Genomic DNA, 22,980 nt, shown 5'->3' on the forward strand with positions numbered 1-22,980 from the left:
ACGGGCGGGGCCCGCCGAGCGCGAGCGGCCACGGCCCGGCGAGCCCGCCGAGCAGCGGCCCGCCACGGCTCCCGCGGTGGCGGGCACCGACGTCCCCACCCCGCGGCAGGCGGCCGGACGCAACCCCAGCTATGTGGGCCGCTTCCGGCAGGATGAGGGCGTGCCCGACCGGCGCGGCCTGGCGATGTTCATCACCAACGACAACCTACTCAAGGGCGCCGCGCTCAACGCCGTGCAGCTGGCCGAGCTGAGCGCCCCGAAGCTGTAAGCCACCGCTCGCATCCCGGGCAGAGAACCCAGACCAGGAGGCCCCTCATGACGGCAGCGCAACCTCGAACGCACCGCGACGCCATCCTCATCTGCGCGGGCATCATGAGCGCAACGGTGGCGGCGCTGCTCAGCCGGCTGGAGCCGGGCTGGCGGATCACCGTCCTGGAGCGGCTCGACCGTCCCGCGGCCGAGAGCACCGACCCATGGAACAATGCCGGCACGGGGCACTCCGCGCTGTGCGAGCTGAACTACACGCCGGCGACCGCCCACGGCATCGACATCGCCAAGGCCGTGCACGTCAACGAGCAGTTCCAGCTCTCCCGGCAGTTCTGGGGGAGCCTTGCCGAGGCGGGGGAGCTCGCGCCGGCGACATTCATCCACTCGGTGCCGCACATGAGCATGGTGCAGGGGGCGGCCGATGTCAGTTTCCTGCAGACGCGCTTCGACGCCCTGCGCGAGCACCCGCTGTTCGCCGGGATGGCGTACTCCGAGGATCGCGCCCGCCTGGCCGACTGGATGCCGCTGGTCATGGATGGCCGCGATGTGTCCCAGCCGGTGGCCGCCACCCGCGCCGAGCAGGGGACGGATGTGGACTTCGGCGCCCTCGCGCGCCAGCTGCTGCAGTTCGCCCAGCGGCAGGGGGTGACCATCTCGTACGCCACCGACGTGCAGCATCTGCGCCGGCTCGGCGACGGCACGTGGGAGGTGGACGCGACCAGCCGGATCAACAGCGACCACCTGCGGATGACCGCCGACTTCGTGTTCATCGGCGCCGGCGGAGGCTCGCTGCCGCTGTTGCAGGCGTCGCACATCCCCGAGGCCGCCTCGTACGGAGGCTTCCCCATCAGCGCGCAGTTCCTGCGCTGCACCAACCCCGACGTGATCGCCCGGCACCACGCGAAAGTGTACGGAAAGGCGGCGGTGGGTGCCCCGCCGATGTCGGTGCCGCACCTCGACACCCGCATCGTCGGCGGGAAACCGGCGCTCATGTTCGGCCCGTACGCGGGGTGGTCGCCGAAGTTCCTGCAGCACGGCTCGTGGCTCGACCTGTTCGGCTCAGTGCGCCCGACCAACGTGGTGCCCATGCTGCAGGTGGCCCGCGACCACCTCGACCTGGTGCGCTACCTCGCCACCCAGGTGGCGCAGACCACGGCCACCCGGCTGAAGGCGTTGCGCGAGTTCGTCCCGACCGTGATGACGGAGGACTGGGAGCTCATCACCGCCGGGCAGCGCGTGCAGGTCATCAAGCAGGTGCCCGGGCAGGGCGGCGTGCTGCAGTTCGGCACCGAGCTGGTCAGCAGCACCGACGGCACGCTCGCCGGGCTGCTCGGGGCCTCACCGGGCGCATCCACGGCCGTGCCGATCGCCTATGCACGCAACGCCCGCAGCTTCCCCGAGCGGGCGCGCGGGGCGTGGGGCCCCGCGCGGGGGCGCCGCGGCCGCCCGCCCCCCCCCCCCCGGGGGGGCGGGGGCGGCGGGGCCCCCCCCCCCGATTCTCGGCTCAACGGCCGTATCTTTCCTGCTCAGGCCGGCACTGTGCTGTTGAGTTCGGTGCTGGTGAAGTCGGCCAGGTACCTGGCCTTGTCGTTCTGGGAGAACAGGTAGTAGAACAGCGCACCCAGACCGGCGCCGATGAACCAGGAGAAGTTGGCCATCGATTTGAAGGGCTCCGCGGGAATCATGACGATCGCCAGGGCGACCACGCCGCCGATGATGGTGGCACCGACTGCCTTCGGATTGACGCCCTTGTTGTAGAAGTACCGCCCGGTGGGCTTCATCGTGTAGAGGTCGTCGACCACCACGTGCTGGTGCCGGATCAGGTAGTAGTCGCACACCAGGATGCCGAACAGCGGACCGGTGAAGGACGCCAGCACGTCGAGCGTGTAGTGGATCACCTCGGGGCTGGAGTAAAGATTCCAGGGTGTGATGATCACCGAGCCCACAGCCGCGATCATGCCGCCCATCCGCCAGGAGATCTTCTGCGGATTGACATGGGAGAAGTCGAATGCCGGGCTGATGAAGTTCGCCACGATGTTGATGCCCACGGTTGCGATGGCGAAGGTGAGTGCGCCGAGCACGACGGCGAAGACATTGTCCATCCTGCCCACGGTCTCGACCGGGTCGGTGATCAGCTGACCGTACACCGGGATCGTCGCCGCAGCGCAGATCACGGTGAGCACGGAGAAGAAGGTGAAGTTGACCGGAAGGCCCCAGAAGTTTCCGCGCTTGACCTCCTTCATGGACCTGCCGTAGCGGGAGATGTCACCGAAGTTGAGCAGCGGACCGGAGAAGTAGCTGACCACGATCGCGGTGGCGATGAGCATCTCCCACAAGATCTTGGGGCCTGAGTACTTCACCGAGCCGAGTGTCAGGTTGATGTGGCTGGCACCGGCCTTGTAGACCATGTAGACCGTCAGCGCGATCATCACGACGTAGACGGCCGGGCCGGCCCAGGCGATGAATTTGCGGATGCTGTTCATGCCGTGCCAGAAGACGAAGGCCTGCGCCACCCACAGCACCAGATAGGCCACCCAGCCCACCGTGGACAAGCCGGCGAAACCGTGCTGGGTCTTGTCGGCATAGGGCACCAGGCTGGGCCACAACTTGACGGCCACGACCACCAGGGCATTGGACGCGAGATAGGTCTGCACGCCGTACCAGGCGACGGCGATGAGGCCGCGCAGCACGGCCGGAAGATTCGCACCTCGCACGCCGAAGGGCGCCCGGGAGATCACCGGGAACGGTGTGCCGGCCGTCTGGGACGGCTTCGCGACGAGATTGGCGAGCACCATGACGATGACGATGCCGACGATCAGGCAGACGAAGACCTGCCAGCTGGCCAGGCCGAAGGCGAACAGGGAGCCCGCGGTCACATAGCCGCCGACGGAGTGCACGTCCGACATCCAGAAGGCGAAGATGTTGTACCAATTCCAGCGCTTCTTGACCAGGGGCGCCAGGTCGTCGTTGTACAGGCTGAGGTGGTAGTCACGACCGACATGCACATCCGACTGAGCCGTGGTGGCTGAGCCGACTGAATGATCGTCTGACACGAGTGTGGTTTCTGTCGCCACGATGGTCCTCCTGAGTGAGACAGACATGAAACGTGTGTTTCGCGTAAACAACGATGCCAAACCAATGTTTCAATTAGGTATCGCGTCATGTGCCGCTATGTTTCAATGTCGTGTCGGCCGCCAAGAATGATTACTGACGCCACATATTCCTCGTCGAACTACAGTTGGAATGACTATTTCAGAACCCCACTTCCCAGCGCCGCAGAGGCGCCCGAATTTCCGGAGGCATGGCATGGACGATCCGTCCCGTTTCACCATTTCCGCAGCGCGAGCAGCGAGGCCCGATTCCGTGGGTCCGCTCACGGTGAGGGTCGAGAACGGCGTCATCACCGCCCTCGACGAGCACGAGAGCCCGGGGGCCGATGTGGTGGTCGATCCGGCCGATGTGCTGCTGCCCGGCGGCGTCGACACCCATGTGCATCTCAACGAGCCGGGCCGCACCGACTGGGAGGGCTTCGCGACAGGCACTGCCGCCGCGGCCGAGGGCGGCGTCACCACGGTGCTCGACATGCCACTCAACTCGATCCCCTCCACCACCACCCCGGAGGCGCTGGCCACCAAGCGCGCCGCCGCGGCAGGCAAGTTGTCGGTGGATCTGGGCTACTGGGGCGGCGCGGTGCCGCAGAACCTCGGTCACCTGAAAGAGCTCTGGGACGAGGGCGTGTTCGGCATGAAGTGCTTCACACTGCCCAGTGGCGTCGATGAGTTCGAGCCGCTGGATGCCGACCAGCTGCGCACTGCGATGACCGAGATCGCTTCCTTCGGCGGCCTGCTCATCGTCCATGCGGAGGACGGGCACATCATCGAGGAAGCTCCGGCGCGACACTCGAAGGCCTACTCCGATTTCCTGCTGAGCCGGCCCGACGAGGCCGAACTCACCGCCATCAAGCTCGTCATCGACACCATGCGCGAGACAGGATGCCGGGTGCACCTGCTGCACCTGTCCAGTGCCCGGGGCCTGGAGCTGGTCGCAGCGGCTCGCGCTGAGGGACTGCCGCTCACGGTGGAGACCTGCCCGCACTATCTGTGCCTGTCCGCCGAGCAGATTCCCGACGGCGCGCCCGAGTTCAAGTGCTGCCCGCCGATCCGCGACGCGGGCAACCAGGAGGAGATGTGGCAGGGCCTGACCGACGGCCTCATCGACATCGTCGTGACCGACCACTCCCCCTCGACCAGGGCCCGCAAGTTCGCCGGCGATGGGGACCTGCAACTGGCCTGGGGCGGCATCGCGGGCGTCCAGGTGGGCTACACCGCCATGCTCGACTCGGCCAGCAAGCGGGGCATCGACCTGTCCCGGGTGGCGCAGTGGATGTCCCAGCGTCCCGCCGAGATCATGTCGGTGCCCGGCAAGGGCGGACTGATGATCGGTCATGATGCCGATCTCGCGGTCTGGTCGCCGCGCACCCCGATGACGGTGGACGCGAAGGCGCTGCTGCACCGCAATCCGATCTCGGCCTGGCACGGCTACCGTTCGATCGGTTCGGTCACCGATGTCTGGTTGCGCGGCACCCACCTGGAGGGCGATGAGGTGATGGGCCGGGAGCTGTTCCGCGCCTGACTCACCAGCGCCAAGAAGAGTCGGGCGCTTGGCTTCTGACAAGTAGAAAGAGCTCGCCCCCGTTGTCGGTCCAGCGGTGTTCGATTCAGTGATGCGCACGGCCTCAGACCGTGGAAAAGGCCTCTGACAACGCACAATTCCCCGCCTCTGGGCAGGGACGGGGAATTGTGCTGTTGGTTCAGCCCACTGGAGGGAGACGGGACCTCAGGCCTTGGCGGGAACCAGCTCCGCGTCCTCCCTGGACTCTTCAATGGCGATCAGATCACCGGCGTTGACAACCTTCTTGCCGTTGTAGACGTCATGGTCGATCTCCTTCTCGTCATGGGCGACCAGCAGCGAGACGATGGTGTCGCCATTCACATTGAGGAAGGTGCGGAACATCCCGGCGAACCAGTCGACTGCGATGAGCAGGCCGACAGCCTGGAAGGGCAGGCCGAGGGTGGTGGCGAGGAACATCGCGATCACCGGGAACCCGCCGGGCACGGTGACGGTACCGAGGTTGAGCAGCAACGACAACAGGATGGCCATCACGATCGCGCCCGGGGCAAGGTGCATCCCGCCTGCCTGGGCCAGGAAGAAGACCACGATCACATAGTTGAGGACCGCACCCTTGGCGCCCATGGTGAGGCAGATCGGCAGGCTGAAGTTGGCTACCCGAGGGCTCACACCGAACTTCTCGATGGCGTTCTTGAGGATGGTCGGGAAGGTGACCGCGGAGCTCGTCGTGGTGATGGCGATCAGTGTCTGCTCGCCGAACTTCGCGGGCATCAGCGCCGGATTGAGCTTGGCCCTCAGACAGACGAACAGGCCGAACAGGATCATCATGATGATGACGCCGAGCATTGTGGTGCCGAGATACTTCAGAGCGGTGGTGACCACGGAGAAGCCGACCTCACCGGTCAGATCGGCGAGCAGGCAGAAGATGCCGATCGGGGCGATCATCATGACGAAACGGATCATGATGAGCACGATCTGCTGGGCCTGCTGGAAGAAGTTGAGCACCAGTTCATTGCCGGTCTTGGCCACGAAGCTGTTGAGCGCCGCTCCGAAGATCAGTGAGAAGACGATGATCGGAACCATGTCTGCCGTCGACATCGACGAGAAGATGTTCTTCGACACGAAATTGAGGATGGTGTCCTGCCAGCCGGAGGTCTTGGCGGCCGAGTCCTGCAGACCCGGATCCAGATGCCCGGTGAAGACCATGCCCTGACCGGGTTTGATCACCACGGCGAGAATCCAGCCGCAGATGGCCGCCGCGATCGCCAGGCCGAAGTCCCAGGCGAAGGTACGACCCGCGAGCTTGCCGGCGCCCTTGCCGGACATGCCTCCTGTTGCTGCGATGACCGAGGTCATGATCAGGGGCACCATGGACATCTGGATCAGCCGGATGAACATATTGCCGACGAACTCGATGTTCTTCGTCCAAGGGCCGACGATGAGACCGAACACGATGCCAGCCACAGCCGCCACCACGATTTGCACGGTGAGGTTTTTTGCGTATTTCTTCATGTCAAACTTCCTCTTGCCCGGGGGCAGTTGAGTGGCAGGGGTGGGAGGCCGGCACGAGGATCGCGACTCGGGCCATCCACTGACCCCTGGGATCACCCTGATCACAGGGGAACTCATGAAATGGCAGAGTCATTTCATGAGAAGTATTTTGCTGAACGAATGTTTCATGTCTATGACAACCATGTATCACTTCTTGTCAATGCAGGAGAGCCGATCCAGACTGAGTTCAGAGAAACAACCGTTCCACAACACCTTGATACGAACACCTCGTACCAAAGACCGACAGACGACTCCGGGGTTGACCTGGGGCCTCACGCCCCTTGGCGGCACGACCTCACATCGGTGCCGCTCGACCTGCTGACAAGGAGTCCACGCCTCGTGAACCAGCTCGTGTCATCCCTCAGACTGCTGAGTGCACACCCCCGCCTGGGCCAGGGCCAGATCATCTGTGGCGCACACGTGACAGGTGACATGTCCTCGGTCCAGGACGACCAGTCGGGTTTCTGGATGGGCGCAGCGAAGGGGCACTTCCGCACAGTGGATGCGGCCCGACCGCACCCGACCGCTACTTGGAGGAAGCACACATGAGCACCTCTCTGGATGACATGACATCCCCGACGAGCCTGGCCGATCTGGACCAGGCCGAACTCATCATGGATCGCTGCGATGAGCTGAGCACCTACTCAGACATGGAGGGCGGCATCGAGCGGGTCTATCTGAGCCCCGAGCACGCTCGCGTGGACAAGCTCGCGGCCAGCTGGATGCGTGATGCCGGTTTGACCACATGGCAGGACGCCTCCGGCTCACGCATCGGGCGCCTCGAGGGCGAGACCCCCGGCCTGCCGGCACTGATTCTCGGTTCGCATCTGGACACCGTCCCGGACGCCGGGCGCTACGACGGCATCCTCGGTGTGCTGCTGTCCATCGAGGTGGCCAGGCGGATCGCCCACAGCGGCAAGAAGCTTCCCTTCGCTCTGGAGACCTATGCCTTCCACGAGGAGGAGGGCGTGCGCTTCGGGGCCACCCTGCTGTGCTCGCGAGCCCTCGCCGGCACCTGGACCGATGATCTGTGGTCCCTCACCGATGCCAACGGAGTGACCCTGGAGCAGGCATTCATCGCCTTCGGTCTGGATCCCGAGAGGATCGGCGATGCCGCGAAGAAGCCCGAGGATGTCGTCGGCTACCTCGAGGCCCACATCGAACAGGGCCCGGTCCTGGAGGAAGAAGGCCTTCCCCTCGGTCTGGTCACATCGATCGCGGGTGCCCGCCGTTTCGAGATCACCATCACCGGCGAGGCCCGGCATGCCGGCGGCACGCCCTATCCCCGCCGCAAGGATGCCCTGGTCGGCGCCGCGGAGGCCGTCGTGGCGATCGAGTCGATCGGCAAGGGCGAGGACGTCATCGCCACCGTCGGCCAGCTGCACGTGGAGCCCGGTGCGGTGAACATCGTCCCTGGTGAGGCACTGTTCTCTCTCGACCTTCGCGCCGAGTCCGATGGGGCACGTGACCATGCCTGGGAGTCGATCGAGGCGGCGCTGAAGGAGATCTGCGCGCGTCGCACGCTGGCCCTGAAGGTGCGCCAGATCCACTCGGCACGTTCGGTGCCCTGTGCCCCGAACCTGATGGGCTCCATCTCGAAGGGCATCCAGGAGGCCACCGGCACCACCGGCGAGCCGAGGAGGATGTGGTCCCGCGCAGGCCACGACGCCATGGCGGTCGGGGAGATGTGCGATATCGCGATGTTGTTCGTGCGCTGCCACGACGGCATCTCCCACTCCCCCGACGAGTCGATCCTCCAGGAGGATGTCGCGACGGCACTGGATGCCTTCGAAGCCGCTGTCTGGCAGGTCGCCGACGAGTACCGCACGACTCACACGGCCTGAATCCGCTTCGGCCAATGCCCGATCACACAGCCATTCCCTGGGTCATCCCCGACAAATGGCTCAATCGCTGCCCCCAGGCAGCAAGATGGGACCGGATCAGGCGTGAGAAGCTGATACGAGCAGAGAGGATGCAGGTGTGATGGAGCCGGACCAGCCATGGGCAGATCCAGATGCGCAACCAGTCGGTGCGCATCCGGCGGGCTATCCGTCGGCCGGTTCAGAATCTGATGGCATCCATCCTCCTACGTCCTCCGGCAGTACATCGTCTGACAACCCGTCAGCCACCCAGATGAGTCCCATCGAGGCAAGAATCGCTGCGGTCTATCCGGAGTTGACCGCCCAGGAGCGTCGTGGCACCGACACCCTGCTGGAGCACCTGGACGATCTGGCGATCTACTCCTCGGCGGAACTGTCGAAGCTGAGCGGGGTCTCGCGGCCAACACTGAGCCGGCTCTACAAGCGGCTGGGCTACGAGTCCTTCGCGGCGCTGCGCTCCGAGGCGCGCCGGGACCGTGGCATTCCGCTTGGCCCCAACCATGGAGTCGAGGCTCACATCGCCCAGGAGACCCGCAACATCGCGCAGCTCGCACGGCTTGCCGATGGGCGTCTGCAAGCGGCCGTGCGCTCCATCGTCAGCGCGAATGATCTGTTCATCATCGGAGAGCGGTCTTCCTATCCGGTGGCGCTGCACCTTCGCCAGCAGCTCATCCAACTGCGGCCGAAGGTGCACGTCCTGCCGCTGCCCGGCCAGACGCTCGGGGAAGATCTGGTGAGCATCGGCCCGGGCGACACCGTGGTGCTCATAGGCCTGCGCCGCCGCACCTCTGGTTTCGCCAGGCTGCTGCGCCAGTGCACCCATTCACGCGCCGAGACTGTGCTCATTGCGGATAACACCGGCCGCCGTTACGAGCCCGAGGTGACGCACTTCCTACCCTGCTCCTTGGATGCCTCGGGCCCCTTCAACTCCTACACCGCGGCGATGAGCCTGGTGGCGATGGTCGCCAACGAGGCCAGCACGGTGGTGGGCGTGCAGGGCCAGAGAAGGGTCGGTCTCATCACCACGAGCTATCACGATCTCAATGAGATCGAGGGCAGCTGATCAGGCCCGATCGATCACCATCGCTCGATCAGCCGAGCGCGTCGAACAGTTCGGTGGCGGGCATCCGGGGCCCGGTGAAGAAGGGGATCTCGTTGCGCACGTGCAGCCTGGCCCCGGTCGCGCGCAGGTGGCGGATCAGGTCGACGACATTGACCAATTCGTCGGACTCCAGGCCCAGCAACCACTCGTAGTCGCCCAGCCCGAAAGCGGCGATCGTGTTCGCCTGCACGCCTGGGAAGGCCTGTGCTGCGCGTCCGTGCTCGGCCAGCATGGTGCGGCGTTCTGCCTCGGGCAGCACGTACCAGTCGTAGCTGCGGTCGAAGGGATAGACGCAGAGATATCCGAGCGGCTCGCGCTCCGCCATGAAGGCGGGCACATGAGCCGCATTGAATTCCGCCTGCCGGTGCACGCCCACCGCCGACCAGACCGGGGACAGACTCGCACCGATCTCACTGGAGCGCACCCGGTGATAGGCGTCCTGCAGGGTTTCCACCTCCGTGGCCCACCACCAGACCATGACATCCGCATCAGCCCGCAAGCCGGAGAGGTGATACCAGCCGCGGATATGCAGGCCGCCGAGGCTGGCCAGGGATGCCTCCAGAGCGCCCACGTGCTGGGCCCGTTGCGGCGCAGTCGGCAGGGGCGATGTCACCTTGAAGACGCTGTACATCGCGTAGAAGGTCTGCTGCGCCGGGGCTGACACCGCTGGGCCCGAACCTGCTGGAATACCGGTCATGGATGCTGAGTCCTTCGTCGTAGGTGAGCAGGCCCGATGCAGCATTGCTCAATGACCGGGCTGTCGGCACGGACAGATTAGCCCGCCTCCCCGAAGATCCAGAGTCATTGAACTCTGGCCCTTGCTCCCCACCAGGTGGTCGCTCGATGCTGTCCTGAGTCTGCGCCGCTGCCGCCCCCTGCGTGACTGCTCACAGCTTCGATGGTCCGCACAAGTGTCATATGGCGCATCAGCGGACCGCGACTGGAGTGTGCAGGTATCCTCGCTCACGTGATGAGGATTGTGAGCCCGCGTGCCGTCGCACCGCGCTTTGGCACGCACCGGTGTTGTTGAACCATCACCTCAACTCACCCGGTATTCCAGGTGCTGGCATCGGCCGCTGAGCGGCCTGGTGCCCCCGAATCCCATTCCTCCGATTTCCAGAAGGTGTGCCATGACCGAGCACCGTGACGATGTGTGGGAACGCATCAGGGCTGAAGCGCGCGCTGATGCCCAGAGCGAACCCGCACTGGCGAGCTTCCTGCATACGAACATCCTGTCCCACTCCGCATTCGAGGATTCGCTCAGCTTCATCCTTGCCAGCAAGCTGGGCTCCCAGACCATCACGGCGCTGAGCCTGCAGATGCTGGTGAGGCAGGCGTTGACCGAAAGTCCCGAGATCGGCACCGCCGTCCGCGAAGACCTGCGTGCAGTCCTCAGCCGCGATCCGGCGTGCCGTGGATACTCGGTGCCCTTCCTCTACTTCAAGGGCTTCCACGCCCTGCAGAGCTACCGCGTGGCGCACTATTACTGGAACAACCGCAGGCAGCCGCTCGCGCTGTATCTGCAGAGCCGCATCTCCGAGGTCTTCGCAGTCGACATCCATCCCGGTGCCCGGATCGGCAAGGGCATCATGTTCGACCATGCCACCTCGGTGGTCATCGGCGAGACGGCCGTGGTCGGCGATGATTTCTCCATGCTGCACGAGGTCACCCTCGGCGGCACGGGCAAGATCGGTGGCGACCGTCATCCGAAGGTGGGCCGCGGGGTCATGATCGGGGCCGGGGCCAAGGTGCTGGGCAATATCACGGTGGGCGAGGGCGCCAGGATCGGCGCCGGTTCGGTGGTTCTGCAGGACGTCCCCCCGTTCACCACCGTTGCCGGGGTCCCGGCCCGTCCGTTGAGCTATCCCGCCAGCGCGCTGCCCGCCCTGGATGACGGCATCGACGACATGGACGACCCCAGTCTTTGAGGTCGGTTGAACGCTCGGGCGAGCCGTGAGCCCGAGCACCCATCTGCTTGGTGACGATCACTAAACTTGTTGAGAACTGAACCGAGAGGTGCCGCCAATGCTGGTTGACTTCCACGTCTCACAGCGCGCAACGGTGGGTATCGAATGGGAGCTGGCACTGGTCGACTCGGAATCACTCGAGCTGACCGCTGCCGCTGCGCCCCTGCTCGAAGCGCTCCATGCGGGTGAAGACACCCCGGTGCGCAAGGAGTACCTGCAGAACATGATCGAACTCGTCTCCTCACCCCACCAACGGGTGGCGGATGCCGTGCATGATCTGGTCGAAAGGCTCGAAGAGGTGCGTCCTCTGGCTGACGCGCAGCACGTCAACCTGATGGCCGCGGGCTGTCACCCTTTCAGCATCTCTGCCGAGCAGAAGACGTTCGACGAACCGCGCTACAAAGAGGTGGTCGAGCTGAACCAGTGGTGGTCCCACCAACTCGCCATCCACGGCATGCACATCCACATCGGGGTGGAATCCAAGGACCATGCGCTGCCGGTGGTCGATGCACTGGCCACCTTCTACCCCTTCTTCCTCGCGCTGTCGGCGTCCTCTCCCTTCTGGGAGGGCGAAGACACCGGTTTCGCCTCGCAACGCACGATGCTCTACCAGCAACTACCCACCAACGGCCTGCCGTGGACGCTGGGGGATTGGTCCCAGTTCGAGGCGCTGACCGAGGAGCTCTACGAGTGCGGCATGATCACCGAACCCAAGGAGATCCGCTGGGATGTGCGTCCCTCACCGAAGTTCGGCACCGTCGAGAACCGCACCGCCGACTCGGTACCCACCCAGGCTGAGCTGGGTGCGATCGCCGCGCTCACCCAGTGCGTCACCGAATACATCGTGCGCGACCTGGAAGGTCCTCACGAGTACACCTTTCTGGAGCCCTGGTTCGTGCGGGAGAACAAGTGGCGCGCGGCCCGCTACGGAGTCGATGCCGAGGTGATCACGAAGAACCGCGGCCAGCGACTGCGGCCACTGCGCGAGCACCTGGCCGAATGGCTGGAGCGGCTCTCCTCCATCGCCGACGACCTGGGTTGCTCGGAGGAACTGGCCTTTGCCGAGCAGCTCGCGACGCGCGGCCCCTCCTATCTGCGTCAGCGCCGTACAGCCGGCGCGGGGACAACGAGCGCTGAATCCCTGCGCGATGTGGTACGTCAGCTCATCGCCGAGACCGGCGCGCCCGCCCCGGTCTGGGAATCGGCTGACGGAGCTGCCTAGCATTGGCCACCATGAAGCCCTTCCTCCTGCTGGGCACCCGCGAACACGACGAGGCGGCCACCAGCGAATTCGAGGCTGTCAGAAGTCATGCCGGCCTGACCCCCGATGAGCTCATCCACCTGCGCGTCGAGGCCGAGCCCGTGCCGCCCCTGGATCTCGCCGATTTCTCCGGGATGATCCTGGGAGGCGGGTCCTTCAATGCCAGCGATCCGGTCAAGGACGCCCTGCAACGCAGGGTGGAGTCCGACCTCGCATCCCTCGTCAATCGGGCCATCACCGAGGACTTCCCATTCCTCGGGCTGTGCTACGGAGTGGGCGTGGTCACCTCGGTCCTGGGCGGCACCGTCAACCGGGACTATGCCGAAACCGCCGGCCCCATCGAGGTGAAGCTCACCGAGGAAGGCGCCCACGATCCTGTCTGCGCGGGCCTCGCACCCAGCTTCCACGCCTTCGTCGGCCACAAGGAGGCCTGCTCGATTCCGCCCCGCGGAGCAGCCGTACTGGCTCTGGGCGAACAGTGCCCGGTGCAGATGTACCGGATCGGCGCACATGTCTATGTCACCCAGTTCCATCCCGAGCTCGCTCCCGAGGACTTCATCGCCCGGATCAGCCTCTACAAGAACGCCGGCTATTTCGACCCCAATGAGTTCGACCGGCTCTGCGCCGAGGCTCTGACCGGACCGGTGAACGGCCGCCAGCACCTGGTGCTGACCAACTTCGTGCAGCGCTATGCGACCGAGGACTGAATGTGCAGGTCTCGGTTGTCCCAGCCATGAACCATGGATTCCCGCGTTCCACGCGCCGCAAAACCCACAGAGTGCAATCACGGACTGTCGAGTCGATCACCGCGGAGTATCTGAGAGCTGTCCGCGCCCCAGGACCCTTTCCGAGCGAGGATGCAGCGCCCAGGTGACTGCACTTCCTGACGCGGTCACCGGATCCCCCCACACCGTTGAACGGACACACCCAGTTGAGTGGTTTGACGGACAGACCCGGTCAAGTGTGGGAAACTGACCAAGCCAATGGAGATGACAGGCCGCCAATGGCGATGGCTGATGAATTGCTCACTGCCCGATACCGGGATGACCTCGCCATCCCGGGTTTTCGGCAAGGCCGTGATCCGATATGGCTTGGAACCTGAGTCGCTATCCACTGTCGGTGGGTTGAAGAGGAGAGCAAATGAGCTGGTTGGTCACCGGAGGAGCCGGATACATCGGTTCCCATGTGGTTCGGGCGTTTCAGCAGACCGGAATCGATCCAGTGGTCATAGACGACCTGTCCAGCGGGCACACCAGTTTCCTGCCGCACGGAGTGCCCTTCGTGCGTGCCTCGATCCTCGACACGGCACTCGTGCAGCGCACGCTCACCGAATACTCCTGCGAGGGAGTCGTGCATGTGGCCGGATTCAAATATGCTGGGGTCTCCGTCTCGCGACCGCTGCACACCTACAACCAGAACGTCACCGGCACTGTCAGCGTGCTGCAGGCAATGCAGGACGCTGGTGTCCACCGCTATGTCTTCAGCTCCTCCGCATCCGTCTACGGAACTCCTGATACGGAGGTCGTCACCGAGGACTCTCCACTGCACCCGGAGTCACCCTATGGACAGTCCAAACTGATCGGCGAATGGCTCAATGCTGACATGGCACCGGTGGACGAAGCGTGGCAGGGCGTGAATCTGCGCTACTTCAACGTCGTCGGTTCGGGCAGCGACGATCTCTACGACACCAGTCCGCACAATCTTTTCCCGATCGTCTTCGACATGCTGTTGAAGGGGCAGACCCCGCGCATCAACGGTGATGACTACGCCACCCCTGACGGCACCTGTGTGCGCGACTACGTGCACGTGGCTGATCTGGCGCGCTCGCACGTGGCCGCGGCTGAAGCGATGATGAATGGCTCCAAGCTGGAGAGTGCTTACAACCTGGGCAGTGGCGAGGGTTCCTCCGTGCTCCAGATCATGCAGGCCATTGCGAGGGTCACTGGACAGGACTTCACCGCAGATGTAGGTCCGCGGCGCCCGGGTGATCCGGCGCGTATCGTCGCGAAGGGCGACATGGCGGCGCGCGACATCGACTGGCAGATGCGCAACAGCCTTGACGACATGGTTGCCTCCGCCTGGTCGGCGCGACGCGCTCACCAGGCCTGACGCTCCCGTGGGGGCCGGTGCAGCAGGAACGGCACAGGCCTGTCGAGGCCCTCGCGTTGGAGGATGCCTGAGTCGTAGCATTCTGGCGTGGCAATGATCTTGGGAATCGATGTCGGCGGGTCCGGAATCAAGGGCGCCCCGGTGGACCTGGAAACCGGATGCTTCGTCGATGAGCGCTTCAGGATTCCCACCCCGCAACCTGCAACACCGAGGGACTGCGGCGCCGTCATCGCCCAGATCGTGGATCACTTCCATCCGGCGGTGGCAGAACCGATCGGCCTCACCGTGCCGGCTCCGGTGGTGCACGGCCACATCCCTTTCATGGCGAACCTTGACCAGTCCTGGGTCGGCCTGGAGGCCAACGACTTCTTCTCCGACCTCATCGGGCGTCCAGTCACCCCGCTGAACGATGCCGACGCGGCCGGTGTGGCGGAGATGACCTATGGCGCGGGCCGCGACCGCAAGGGCTTGGTGGTCATGACGACGCTCGGCACCGGCATCGGCACCGCACTCTTCCAGGACGGGATCCTGGTTCCCAACACAGAATTCGGGCACATCGAGATCGACGGCCACAATGCCGAGCGGCATGCCTCCGAGGAATACCGGGAACGCAAGGATCTCAGCTATGAGAAGTGGGCCAAGAAGTTGCAGGTCTACTACTCGACACTCGAAAAGCTCTTGTGGCCAGACCTGTTCATCGTGGGCGGCGGGGTATCGAAGAAGCACAAGAAATTCCTGCCACTGCTGAATCTGAGGACGCCGATCGTGCCGGCAGAGTTGCTCAACGAGGCCGGCATCATCGGCGCCGCTTCCGTGGCCGCACGGGCCGCCGCTGCCTGATCACCAGGCGAACGTGGGGGGTGCCCTTCGCAGGGGCATCCTCTGGTGGTCTCAGTCCATCCTTTGTCTGACGGACACCACAATCGCTCGCGGGTACCGCGGGCACCGGCGTCACATCCGCTCGGGCGCCTCAATGCCGAGCAGGTCGAGGCCGGCCGCCAATACCTGCCTGGTGGCAGCGCACAGGCCCAGCCGGGAAGCCCGCACCTCGCCCTCGGAGCGCAGCACCGGGCAGTTCTCGTAGAAGGACGAGTACTTGGTGGCCAGCTCGTAGAGGTAGATGCACAGCTTGTGCGGGGTGAGGTCCTCGGCCACCTCGTCGACGGCCTCGCCGAAGCGGGTCAGCCACAGCGCCAGCTCCTGCTCGGTAGGCTCGCGGAGCAGCGTGATCTCGCCCGCTGCCGATGACCCGGCGCCCTCCTCCTCGACACGGCGCAGGATCTGGCAGACCCTGGCATGGGCGTACTGCAGATAGGGGCCGGTGTCGCCGGTGGTCTGGGTCATCCGCTCGGGGTCGAAGACATAGTCCTTCTGCAGGGAGTTCGACAGGTCGGCATACTTGATTGCGGCCAGCGCGATGTTCGGCGCGGCGTGCTCCTCGGCCTGGTCGAACAGGTCGTTGAGCAGCACTGCGGTGCCCTCGCGGGTGGAGAACTTCTTGCCGTCCGCGCCGAGCACCATGCCGTAGCCGACGTGCTGAGCCCGTACCTGCTCGGGCAGGTAGCCCGCCTTGCGGCAGACTCCGAAGATGAGATTGAAGTGAAAGGTCTGCTCCGAGCCGACCACGTAGATCAACCGATCGGCTCCCAGATCGTCCACCCGATGACGGATCGCGGCCACATCGGTGACGTCATATCCGTAGCCGCCCTGCGAGTTCCGCAGGATCGCCGGGGCGTCGAAGCCCTCGACGAAGACCACCAGCGCGCCCTGATCCTGCACGGCGATTCCGCGCGAGGCGAGATCCTCGCACACCTGGGGCAGCGCCTCGTTGTAGGTGGACTCCCCCGCATAGTCGGTGTCGGAGAGCTTGACACCCATCCGGGCATAGGTGGCGTTGAAACCCTTCTTGGACAGCTCGACCAGGCGCTGCCACATCGCATGGGTGTCCGGATCGCCGGCCTGGAGCAGAACAACACGGTCACGAGAGCGGTCGGCGAACTGGGGATCGGCCTTGAGATGGGCATTGGCACGCTTGTAGAGCGCCTCGGCGCCAGCCAGATCAAGATCGTCGAAACCGGTGCCGTCCAGCGAGAACCCCTCGTCGAGGGCCTGTTCGATGAGCATGCCGAACTGGCGTCCCCAGTCACCGATGTGATTCTGGGCGACCACGTGGTGGCCCTTCGCGGACAGCACCCGGTTGAAGCAGTCGCCGATGATCGTCGAGCGCAGGTGCCCGACGTGCATCTGCTTGGCGGCATTCGGGGCGGAGTAGTCGATGACGACTGTCTGCGGGTCCTGAGCGGGGATGATACCGGCATGGGGATCGGCCAGCTGGGAGGCGACCGTGCGGGCGAGCACATCGGCGCGCAGCCGGAAGTTGATGAACCCGGGCCCGGCGATCTCCACCGGTTCACACAGATCTGCGACGTCGAGAGCGGCGACGATCGAGGCCGCCACCTCACGCGGCGGGCGCTTCTGCACCTTGGCCAGGCGCAGTGCGATGTTGGACTGGAAATGGCCGAACTGTGGTTTGGTGGCCGGCCTCAATTCGGGATCTGCCCCGGTGACGGCTTCGACACGTGCTGACAGCTGGGAGGGCAGAGACGACATGGCCGACATTCTTCCATGTCGTCTGTTCCTCGAAGAGCCAAGGGACGAGCCGGCACTCCCGCAAGGGGTGGTCGGCGTGGGTTGTCGGCCCGGATGCTGGCTGCCCGTGCGGTCAGCCGCGATGTGACAGCCTCCAGCTGTTCCGGTGTGACCCGATGATCAGCCACCTCGGTACGCACAACCTTCGTGACCCAATCCAGACGCCGAGCGAAGCGGTCAAGACCTTCCCGTCAAGAGGATTCGGGTCCCATCGAAGAATCCGAGAACTGTTCTGGTGCGGATCTGAATCCCACCTCAGCGGCCGTGGCGGGCCAGGGCGTCTCGCACCGAAGTCTCCTGGGCGCCGAGGGTCGGCTGCCGAGTGGTCGCGAGGTCCCAGACGAGCTTGACATTCGAGCCGATCTCTCGCAGCACGCCCCAACGCCAGGTCGCAGTGCCGTGCGGCCTCTCATTGCCCACCCCGATGGCGTTCATGCCGACCATCCGGCAGGTCGTCACGGCGCGGGCGATGTGGTAGCTCTGCCCCAGCACGGTGACCGATTCCACACCGAAGATGTGCTTGGCCCGATAGCACGACGAGTAGGTGTCGAAGCCTGCATAGTCGGCGACGATGTCCTGGGCTGGGACTCCGGTGGACACCAGGTACTCCTCCATGGCATCCGGCTCGGAGTAGTCCGGTGAGGGATTGGCGCCGCTCACCAGGATGACGCTCACCGCACCCCGCTCGTACAGCGCCCTCGCATCGTCCAGCCGGCCGCGCAGATAGGTGGACGGCGTGCCGTCTGTCGCGAGCCCGGCGCCGAGCACCAGGCCGACTTCGCGGTATGGGGCACTGGCCGTGGTGTACAGGTGCCCCTGCGCGACCACCCGGACCCACGTCCAAGGTCCCACGACCAGCACGAGGGCGATGGCCACGAGAGCGGTGAACCAGCTACGGAAGCGCCCTCGTCGACGACGGGTTGGTGCAGACACGGCATCGACGCTACCCGCGAAAGTCGTGGGCGCTGCGTTCAGCGCGGCCGCGACTCGGGGTGCAGGAACCACTGGCGGACCCTTTCGGTGCGCTCGTGTACCTGCTCGGTGCTGCACCGCGCCAGCACAGGCCCTCCGCACTCGCGTCGCAGTGCCGCGTGCACGTGGGAGTGCGGCATCCCGGCGGTGCGGGCGTACTGGGAAACCAGCGAGTTGAGCTCGCGACGGGCCGATTCCAGGACCCTGTGCAGGCTCACCTCGGCCGGCACCTTGTCCTTGCGGTCCTGCTTGTCCTGACGGGAGAGCTGGCGGCGCTGACGATCCTGCAGCAGGGTGCGCACCTGATCGGGTTCGAGCAGCCCCGGCAGCCCCAGGTAGTCGGCCTCGTCGCAGCTGGACGGGTCGGCCGGCAGTCCGTAGGCCTGAGAGTCGAAGAGCACGTGGTCGAAGGTGGCATGCGACTCGATGGCCTCGAAATGGCCCAGCAGGTCGTCGCATGCTCCTTCGACGCGGTTGGCCTGCGCCAGCAGCGCCTCCTCGGGCGACCACAGGCTGTTCTCATCGTCCTTCGGTCTGCCGATCACATGGTCGCGCTGGCGCTCCAGCAGAGCCGCGTTGGCCAGGATGGTGGGCACCGTGGGCAGGAAGATGGTGGCCACCTCGCCGCGGCGCCGGGTGCGGACGAATCGTCCGACGGCCTGGGCGAAGAACAGCGGCGTGGAGGTGGCTGTCGCGTAGACCCCCACTGCCAGCCGTGGCACGTCCACACCCTCGGAGACCATCCTGACGGCCACCATCCAGCGGGAATCGGATTCGGCGAATTCACCGATCTTCGCGCTGGCCCCGGCGTCGTCGGAGAGCGCCAGGGTGACCTCCTCGCCGGTGATGGAGCGCAGGATCTTGGCGTAGGCGCGCGCCACCTGTTGGTCCGATGCGATGACCAGGCCACCTGCATCGGGCGTGGCCACCCGCACCTGGCGCAGTCTGGTATCGGCCGCGGCCAGCACCGCAGGTATCCAGGCTCCCTTCGGGTCCAGCGCGGTGCGCCAGGCATTGGCGGTGAGGTCCTTGGTGAGCGGCGCGGCCAGATCGGCCTCCACCTCGTCACCGGCCTTGGTGCGCCAGCGCATCTGCCCGCCGTAGGTCATGAAGATGACCGGACGCACCACATGATCGGCCAGTGCCTGGGCGTAGTCGTAGGAATAGTCGGCGCAGGAATGCAGCGAACCGTCGTCGTGGTGCTCGTAACGCACGAAGGGGATCGGGCTCTCGTCGCTGCGGAAGGGAGTACCGGTGAGCGCCAGCCGGCGAACGGCAGGGGCGAAGGCCTCTGCAATGGCATCGCCCCAGCTCAGCGCGTCCCCGGCATGGTGGATCTCGTCGAGGATGACCAGCGTCCTGAAGTTGTCGGTGCGTGCCCGGTGGTGGAAGACGCGCGCCGCCACGCCCGCATAGGTGACGACGACGCCGTCGTACTGCCGGCTTCGGCCCCTGCGGCCCGAACCACCCAGGCCCGGATCCAGCTGAATGCCCACCCTGGCAGCGGCTTGCGCCCATTGCGCCTTGAGATGCTCGGTCGGGCAGACGACAGTGACGCGCTGCACGCTGCGGGCATTGAGCATCTCGGCCGCCACCCTCAGGGCGAAGGTGGTCTTGCCCGCCCCGGGGGTGGCGACAGCCATGAAGTCACGCGAGTTGCTGGTGCGGTAGCAGTCCAGCGCAGCGGTCTGCCAGGCGCGCAAACGCCCCGACGTTCCCCAGGGGGCCCGGCCCGGAAAGGCGGGTGACAGGTGCTCGAAAGCAGAATTGCTCATGCCTGCTCGGGTGCCTGCCCGGGATCTGCGGCGGTCTCGCCATTCATGATGTTCTGCTCGCGCTCGAGGAACTCGGCAAGCAGCGCATCGGTCTGCACCTGCAGGCGGCGGATCTGATGTCGCCGCTCACGCCCGTGGTAACCCTTGGAAATGAGATCGAGGGTGGCGTCGAGGGCGTGCATGCGGCGGCGCCAGGACTCGATGGCGATCCGGTCGTCCTCATCGCGCACCTCCACCATGGCCAACTGGGCGCGCAGCACTTCCAAGGTGGAGCGCACCCGGCCCTCCGCAGTGCGTGACCGTGCCGCATCGGCAAGCCGATCTGCAATGTGACGGGCCTGCTCGGCGTTCTCCGGGTTGGACAATCGGCGCAACAGGGCGGTCGCGACGCTGGCACCATATGCCACCGCGATCTCCTTGAGCAGCCGAGACATCGGCGCCGGGATCTTCACCATCGCTCCTCCACTCACGGGGTGACCATCACGATCTGCATTCCACGCACTCGCATGGGTTGCGAACGCGAGTGCCCAGGGCTGGGCATGTTAGCCAATCACAGGACAGGACCCCAGCACGGCACGGGACGCCAGGCATCCTCGATGTCGGCCTGCCCCGCAACGATTCAACCCCGCCCGGTACCCGGATCCAGTTGTACATGAACTCGTTCCGGGTAGCGGAATCCATTCTGGCCTGTGCGCAGAATGCAGGCCGCCTTCCGTCAAGGGGTTCACCAGCGATCACCTTGCACTCTGCCCTGGGACAGGTGCCGGCAGGTCACCCACGTGCCGGCGCTACTTCCCGTGCCAGCATGACACAGGGCGGTCCGGGTTTGTTCCGGGGAGCAACTGCGGCAGGCTGGACGTAGGATTACACGCTTCGCCCCAGATGGTTCACAGCAGGGCCACAGTAAACGCTCAGGAGCCCGACACCACCGAGCGCTGGAGTGTCTTACACCAAGCGTCGGCACCGCCTTCGGGAAGGCGCATCCCCGCCACGATGGGAAAGGGCAGTCAGATGGACGATCGAGACCAGAACGGCACCGCGATGCCTGGTCGCCCCGACCCCGACAACTCCGGTGGCCCCGCGGATGCGAGCAATGGCGCCCCGACCGGCTGGTCGGCACCGGAAGGATATTGGGGTGCGTCCAGCACGCCACCTGCCGGGACACGCTCCCCGCAGAGCACCGGGCAGCCGTTGCAGCAGTGGTCCGGCGACGATGCGGAGTGGGCTCAATCAACACTGCACGAACGCAGCGACCGGACCACGACGCCCAGATCATCAGCAGGCGGCGCACCCGGCGGCCGCAATGTGGCCTCGGCGCAGCCGGCGTCGCTGTCAGCTGCGACAGATCAACGGGGTGCCCGGCAGACCCCCCCGACCCAGCAGAACCCCGACACAGCCCAGGATCCCTATGGAGGAGCCCCCGGACCACAGGGCAATCAGCCACCAGCTGACTGGGATACCTTCTACTCCTCATTCGGCAACGGGGATTCCGGCGGTGGATACCCCGGCGGACCGGGAAACGGCAACAGTGGCAGTGGCGGTGCGCCACGGCGGCGCAATGGTGCCGCCAGACGCGCCATATCGGTCATTCTCGGCCTGGTGGTGCTCATCGCCGCTGCCGCGACGCTCGCCCCCCGGGCCGAGCAGAGCGGGCTGTGGCCGATCACAAGTTCCTCGTCCCCATCGACGGCCCAGGGCGGCACGGACCAGAACGATTCACCTGACCCGGGCGACGAGAATCCGAACTCCGGTCAGGCCGGGACTGGTCAGGCCTCGTCGCAGGCGCAGACCGATGCCACCACCGAGCAGTCCAAGGGGGTCGTGCTCATTACGACGACGACCACCTCTGGCAGCGCTGCGGGCACTGGCATGGTGCTCAACTCCGACGGTTATGTGCTGACCAACTACCACGTGGTGGAGTCGAGCACGGCCATCAAGGTCACGGTGGCGAGCACCAACAAGAGCTATTCGGCCACCATGATCGGGCACGACGCCACCAATGACGTGGCGCTGCTCAAGATCAACCAGGTGAGTGGGCTGAGCACTGTCGCGATCGACAAGGACGGGGTGAAGCTGGGCCAGCAGGTCACATCCGTCGGCAACTCCCAGGGGCAGGGCTTCCTGTCGGCTGCAGGCGGCTCGGTGACATCCACCTCCGCCACTGTGACCGTGAGCAGCGAACTGGCCAGCAGTGGCTCGGAGACGCTGCGCGATGTGTACCAGACGACTGTGCAGGCCGTTCCCGGTGACTCCGGGGGGCCGATGTACGACGCCGAGAACGAGGTCATCGGGATCACCACCGCCGGGGAGCAGTCAGACTCCGGCACGCAGGGCAGGAGCAGCACCGTGGCGAGCTGGGCCATCCCGATCGCCCGGGCGCTGACCATCGTCGACCAGATCGAGTCCGGCAAGACATCCGGAACCGTGCAGGTAGGCCCGCGGGCCTACCTTGGCGTCACTGTGCAGACATCCAGGGGAACTGGCCTGGTGATTACCCAGGTCGTCAGCGGTGGACCGGCCGACGAGGCGGGACTCGAGGTGGGCGACGCGATTCTCAGCATCAATGGGCAGCGGGTCGACTCCCAGTCCGACCTCAGCGACGTGCTCAACCAGCTCTCGCCGGGCGCTCAGTCGACCCTGACGGTGATGGATTCAACCGGCTCCACAAGCACTGTCACGGTGACCTTGGGCTCCAGCCCGATCAACTGATCACATCCGGGAACTCGGCGCAGGAATTGATGGCGGTCTCAGATGAGAATGTCAGAGGGGATCATACAGGGGCATCTGAAACCCGAAACGTCCAATCAAGCGGGGGGTG

At 65.4% G+C, this 22,980-nt stretch carries 18 protein-coding genes; 11 read left to right on the plus strand and 7 right to left on the minus strand.

Features of this window, described 5'->3' with window-relative positions; translation table 11 throughout:
• Both ABF648_RS00810 and mqo read left to right on the plus strand, forming a co-directional pair.
• Positions 1-268: Asd/ArgC dimerization domain-containing protein (locus ABF648_RS00810; protein WP_415630388.1), on the plus strand; the 268-nt coding region annotated here is incomplete at its 5' end.
• Between the two features lie 47 nt (positions 269-315).
• Positions 316-1,875 (plus strand): malate dehydrogenase (quinone), encoded by a 1,560-nt coding sequence (mqo, locus tag ABF648_RS00815; RefSeq protein ID WP_415630389.1) that lies wholly within the window; start codon positions 316-318, stop codon positions 1,873-1,875.
• On the opposite strand, the gene ABF648_RS00820 is transcribed toward mqo, so the two are convergent.
• Positions 1,794-3,341, minus strand: a complete 1,548-nt coding sequence (locus tag ABF648_RS00820; protein ID WP_415630390.1) for an NCS1 family nucleobase:cation symporter-1 — start codon at positions 3,339-3,341, stop codon at positions 1,794-1,796. The two genes, mqo and ABF648_RS00820, sit on opposite strands and share 82 nt — an antisense overlap.
• A gap of 232 nt (positions 3,342-3,573) precedes the next feature.
• Between ABF648_RS00820 and allB the strand changes: the two genes are divergently transcribed.
• Positions 3,574-4,899 carry an allantoinase AllB gene (gene allB / locus ABF648_RS00825; protein WP_415630391.1) on the plus strand — a complete coding sequence of 442 codons (1,326 nt, stop codon included), beginning with the start codon at positions 3,574-3,576 and terminating at the stop codon, positions 4,897-4,899.
• A gap of 204 nt (positions 4,900-5,103) precedes the next feature.
• On the opposite strand, the gene ABF648_RS00830 is transcribed toward allB, so the two are convergent.
• Positions 5,104-6,408 (minus strand): dicarboxylate/amino acid:cation symporter, encoded by a 1,305-nt coding sequence (locus tag ABF648_RS00830; protein ID WP_415630392.1) that lies wholly within the window; start codon positions 6,406-6,408, stop codon positions 5,104-5,106.
• 584 nt (positions 6,409-6,992) lie between these two features.
• On the opposite strand from ABF648_RS00830, the gene ABF648_RS00835 reads away from it, so the two are divergent.
• Together ABF648_RS00835 and ABF648_RS00840 are read left to right on the plus strand one after the other, a co-directional pair.
• The gene (locus ABF648_RS00835; RefSeq protein WP_415630393.1) at positions 6,993-8,291 is read left to right on the plus strand and encodes an allantoate amidohydrolase; all 1,299 of its coding nucleotides are present in this window, start codon (positions 6,993-6,995) and stop codon (positions 8,289-8,291) included.
• A 289-nt stretch (positions 8,292-8,580) separates the two neighbouring features.
• Complete coding sequence (locus ABF648_RS00840; protein ID WP_415630394.1) at positions 8,581-9,390, plus strand: MurR/RpiR family transcriptional regulator; 810 nt, start codon at positions 8,581-8,583, stop codon at positions 9,388-9,390.
• A gap of 28 nt (positions 9,391-9,418) precedes the next feature.
• On the opposite strand, the gene hemQ is transcribed toward ABF648_RS00840, so the two are convergent.
• Positions 9,419-10,126 carry a hydrogen peroxide-dependent heme synthase gene (hemQ, locus tag ABF648_RS00845; protein WP_415630395.1) on the minus strand — a complete coding sequence of 236 codons (708 nt, stop codon included), beginning with the start codon at positions 10,124-10,126 and terminating at the stop codon, positions 9,419-9,421.
• A 433-nt stretch (positions 10,127-10,559) separates the two neighbouring features.
• On the opposite strand from hemQ, the gene cysE reads away from it, so the two are divergent.
• The 5 genes from cysE to ppgK all read left to right on the plus strand — a co-directional run bounded on the left by cysE (position 10,560) and on the right by ppgK (position 15,606).
• Positions 10,560-11,357 (plus strand): serine O-acetyltransferase, encoded by a 798-nt coding sequence (gene cysE, locus ABF648_RS00850; RefSeq protein ID WP_415630396.1) that lies wholly within the window; start codon positions 10,560-10,562, stop codon positions 11,355-11,357.
• Positions 11,358-11,454: 97 nt separating this feature from the next.
• Positions 11,455-12,618: a glutamate--cysteine ligase gene (locus tag ABF648_RS00855; protein ID WP_415630397.1), complete on the plus strand. Its 1,164-nt coding sequence runs from the start codon at positions 11,455-11,457 to the stop codon at positions 12,616-12,618.
• 11 nt (positions 12,619-12,629) lie between these two features.
• Complete coding sequence (locus ABF648_RS00860; protein WP_415630398.1) at positions 12,630-13,364, plus strand: glutamine amidotransferase; 735 nt, start codon at positions 12,630-12,632, stop codon at positions 13,362-13,364.
• Positions 13,365-13,797: 433 nt separating this feature from the next.
• On the plus strand, positions 13,798-14,766 hold the full coding sequence (gene galE, locus ABF648_RS00865) for a UDP-glucose 4-epimerase GalE (protein WP_415630399.1): 969 nt from the start codon (positions 13,798-13,800) through the stop codon (positions 14,764-14,766).
• A gap of 87 nt (positions 14,767-14,853) precedes the next feature.
• Complete coding sequence (gene ppgK / locus ABF648_RS00870; RefSeq protein ID WP_415630400.1) at positions 14,854-15,606, plus strand: polyphosphate--glucose phosphotransferase; 753 nt, start codon at positions 14,854-14,856, stop codon at positions 15,604-15,606.
• Positions 15,607-15,717: 111 nt separating this feature from the next.
• Here the strand turns inward: ppgK and argS are convergent, their stop codons facing one another.
• The 4 genes from argS to ABF648_RS00890 all read right to left on the minus strand — a co-directional run bounded on the left by argS (position 15,718) and on the right by ABF648_RS00890 (position 20,617).
• Positions 15,718-17,376, minus strand: a complete 1,659-nt coding sequence (argS, locus tag ABF648_RS00875) for an arginine--tRNA ligase (protein WP_415630401.1) — start codon at positions 17,374-17,376, stop codon at positions 15,718-15,720.
• 294 nt (positions 17,377-17,670) lie between these two features.
• Positions 17,671-18,348, minus strand: a complete 678-nt coding sequence (locus ABF648_RS00880) for a SanA/YdcF family protein (protein WP_415630402.1) — start codon at positions 18,346-18,348, stop codon at positions 17,671-17,673.
• Between the two features lie 38 nt (positions 18,349-18,386).
• The gene (locus tag ABF648_RS00885) at positions 18,387-20,162 is read right to left on the minus strand and encodes a DEAD/DEAH box helicase (RefSeq protein ID WP_415630403.1); all 1,776 of its coding nucleotides are present in this window, start codon (positions 20,160-20,162) and stop codon (positions 18,387-18,389) included.
• Entirely contained in the window at positions 20,159-20,617 is a 459-nt protein-coding gene (locus ABF648_RS00890) for a hypothetical protein (RefSeq protein ID WP_415630404.1), read from the minus strand. The genes ABF648_RS00885 and ABF648_RS00890 overlap by 4 nt, the downstream gene beginning before the upstream one ends.
• A gap of 556 nt (positions 20,618-21,173) precedes the next feature.
• Here ABF648_RS00890 and ABF648_RS00895 point away from each other — a divergent pair.
• Entirely contained in the window at positions 21,174-22,871 is a 1,698-nt protein-coding gene (locus ABF648_RS00895) for a trypsin-like peptidase domain-containing protein (protein WP_415630405.1), read from the plus strand.
• Positions 22,872-22,980 lie beyond the last annotated feature (109 nt).

This window comes from Propionibacterium sp. (assembly GCF_047719395.1).
In the GTDB taxonomy this organism is placed as follows: domain Bacteria; phylum Actinomycetota; class Actinomycetes; order Propionibacteriales; family Propionibacteriaceae; genus Propionibacterium.

Excerpts from the sequence above, each read along its gene's own strand:
- cysE (WP_415630396.1), top strand. The coding sequence starts at position 10,560 with ATGACCGAGCACCGTGACGATGTGTGGGAACGCATCAGGGCTGAAGCG.
- galE (WP_415630399.1), top strand. The coding sequence starts at position 13,798 with ATGAGCTGGTTGGTCACCGGAGGAGCCGGATACATCGGTTCCCATGTG.
- ABF648_RS00835 (WP_415630393.1), top strand. The coding sequence starts at position 6,993 with ATGAGCACCTCTCTGGATGACATGACATCCCCGACGAGCCTGGCCGAT.
- ABF648_RS00855 (WP_415630397.1), top strand. The coding sequence starts at position 11,455 with ATGCTGGTTGACTTCCACGTCTCACAGCGCGCAACGGTGGGTATCGAA.
- argS (WP_415630401.1), bottom strand. The coding sequence starts at position 17,376 with ATGTCGTCTCTGCCCTCCCAGCTGTCAGCACGTGTCGAAGCCGTCACC.
- ABF648_RS00840 (WP_415630394.1), top strand. The coding sequence starts at position 8,581 with ATGAGTCCCATCGAGGCAAGAATCGCTGCGGTCTATCCGGAGTTGACC.
- ABF648_RS00860 (WP_415630398.1), top strand. The coding sequence starts at position 12,630 with ATGAAGCCCTTCCTCCTGCTGGGCACCCGCGAACACGACGAGGCGGCC.
- ABF648_RS00895 (WP_415630405.1), top strand. The coding sequence starts at position 21,174 with ATGGACGATCGAGACCAGAACGGCACCGCGATGCCTGGTCGCCCCGAC.
- allB (WP_415630391.1), top strand. The coding sequence starts at position 3,574 with ATGGACGATCCGTCCCGTTTCACCATTTCCGCAGCGCGAGCAGCGAGG.
- hemQ (WP_415630395.1), bottom strand. The coding sequence starts at position 10,126 with ATGACCGGTATTCCAGCAGGTTCGGGCCCAGCGGTGTCAGCCCCGGCG.
- mqo (WP_415630389.1), top strand. The coding sequence starts at position 316 with ATGACGGCAGCGCAACCTCGAACGCACCGCGACGCCATCCTCATCTGC.
- ABF648_RS00885 (WP_415630403.1), bottom strand. The coding sequence starts at position 20,162 with ATGAGCAATTCTGCTTTCGAGCACCTGTCACCCGCCTTTCCGGGCCGG.
- ABF648_RS00890 (WP_415630404.1), bottom strand. The coding sequence starts at position 20,617 with ATGGTGAAGATCCCGGCGCCGATGTCTCGGCTGCTCAAGGAGATCGCG.
- ABF648_RS00830 (WP_415630392.1), bottom strand. The coding sequence starts at position 6,408 with ATGAAGAAATACGCAAAAAACCTCACCGTGCAAATCGTGGTGGCGGCT.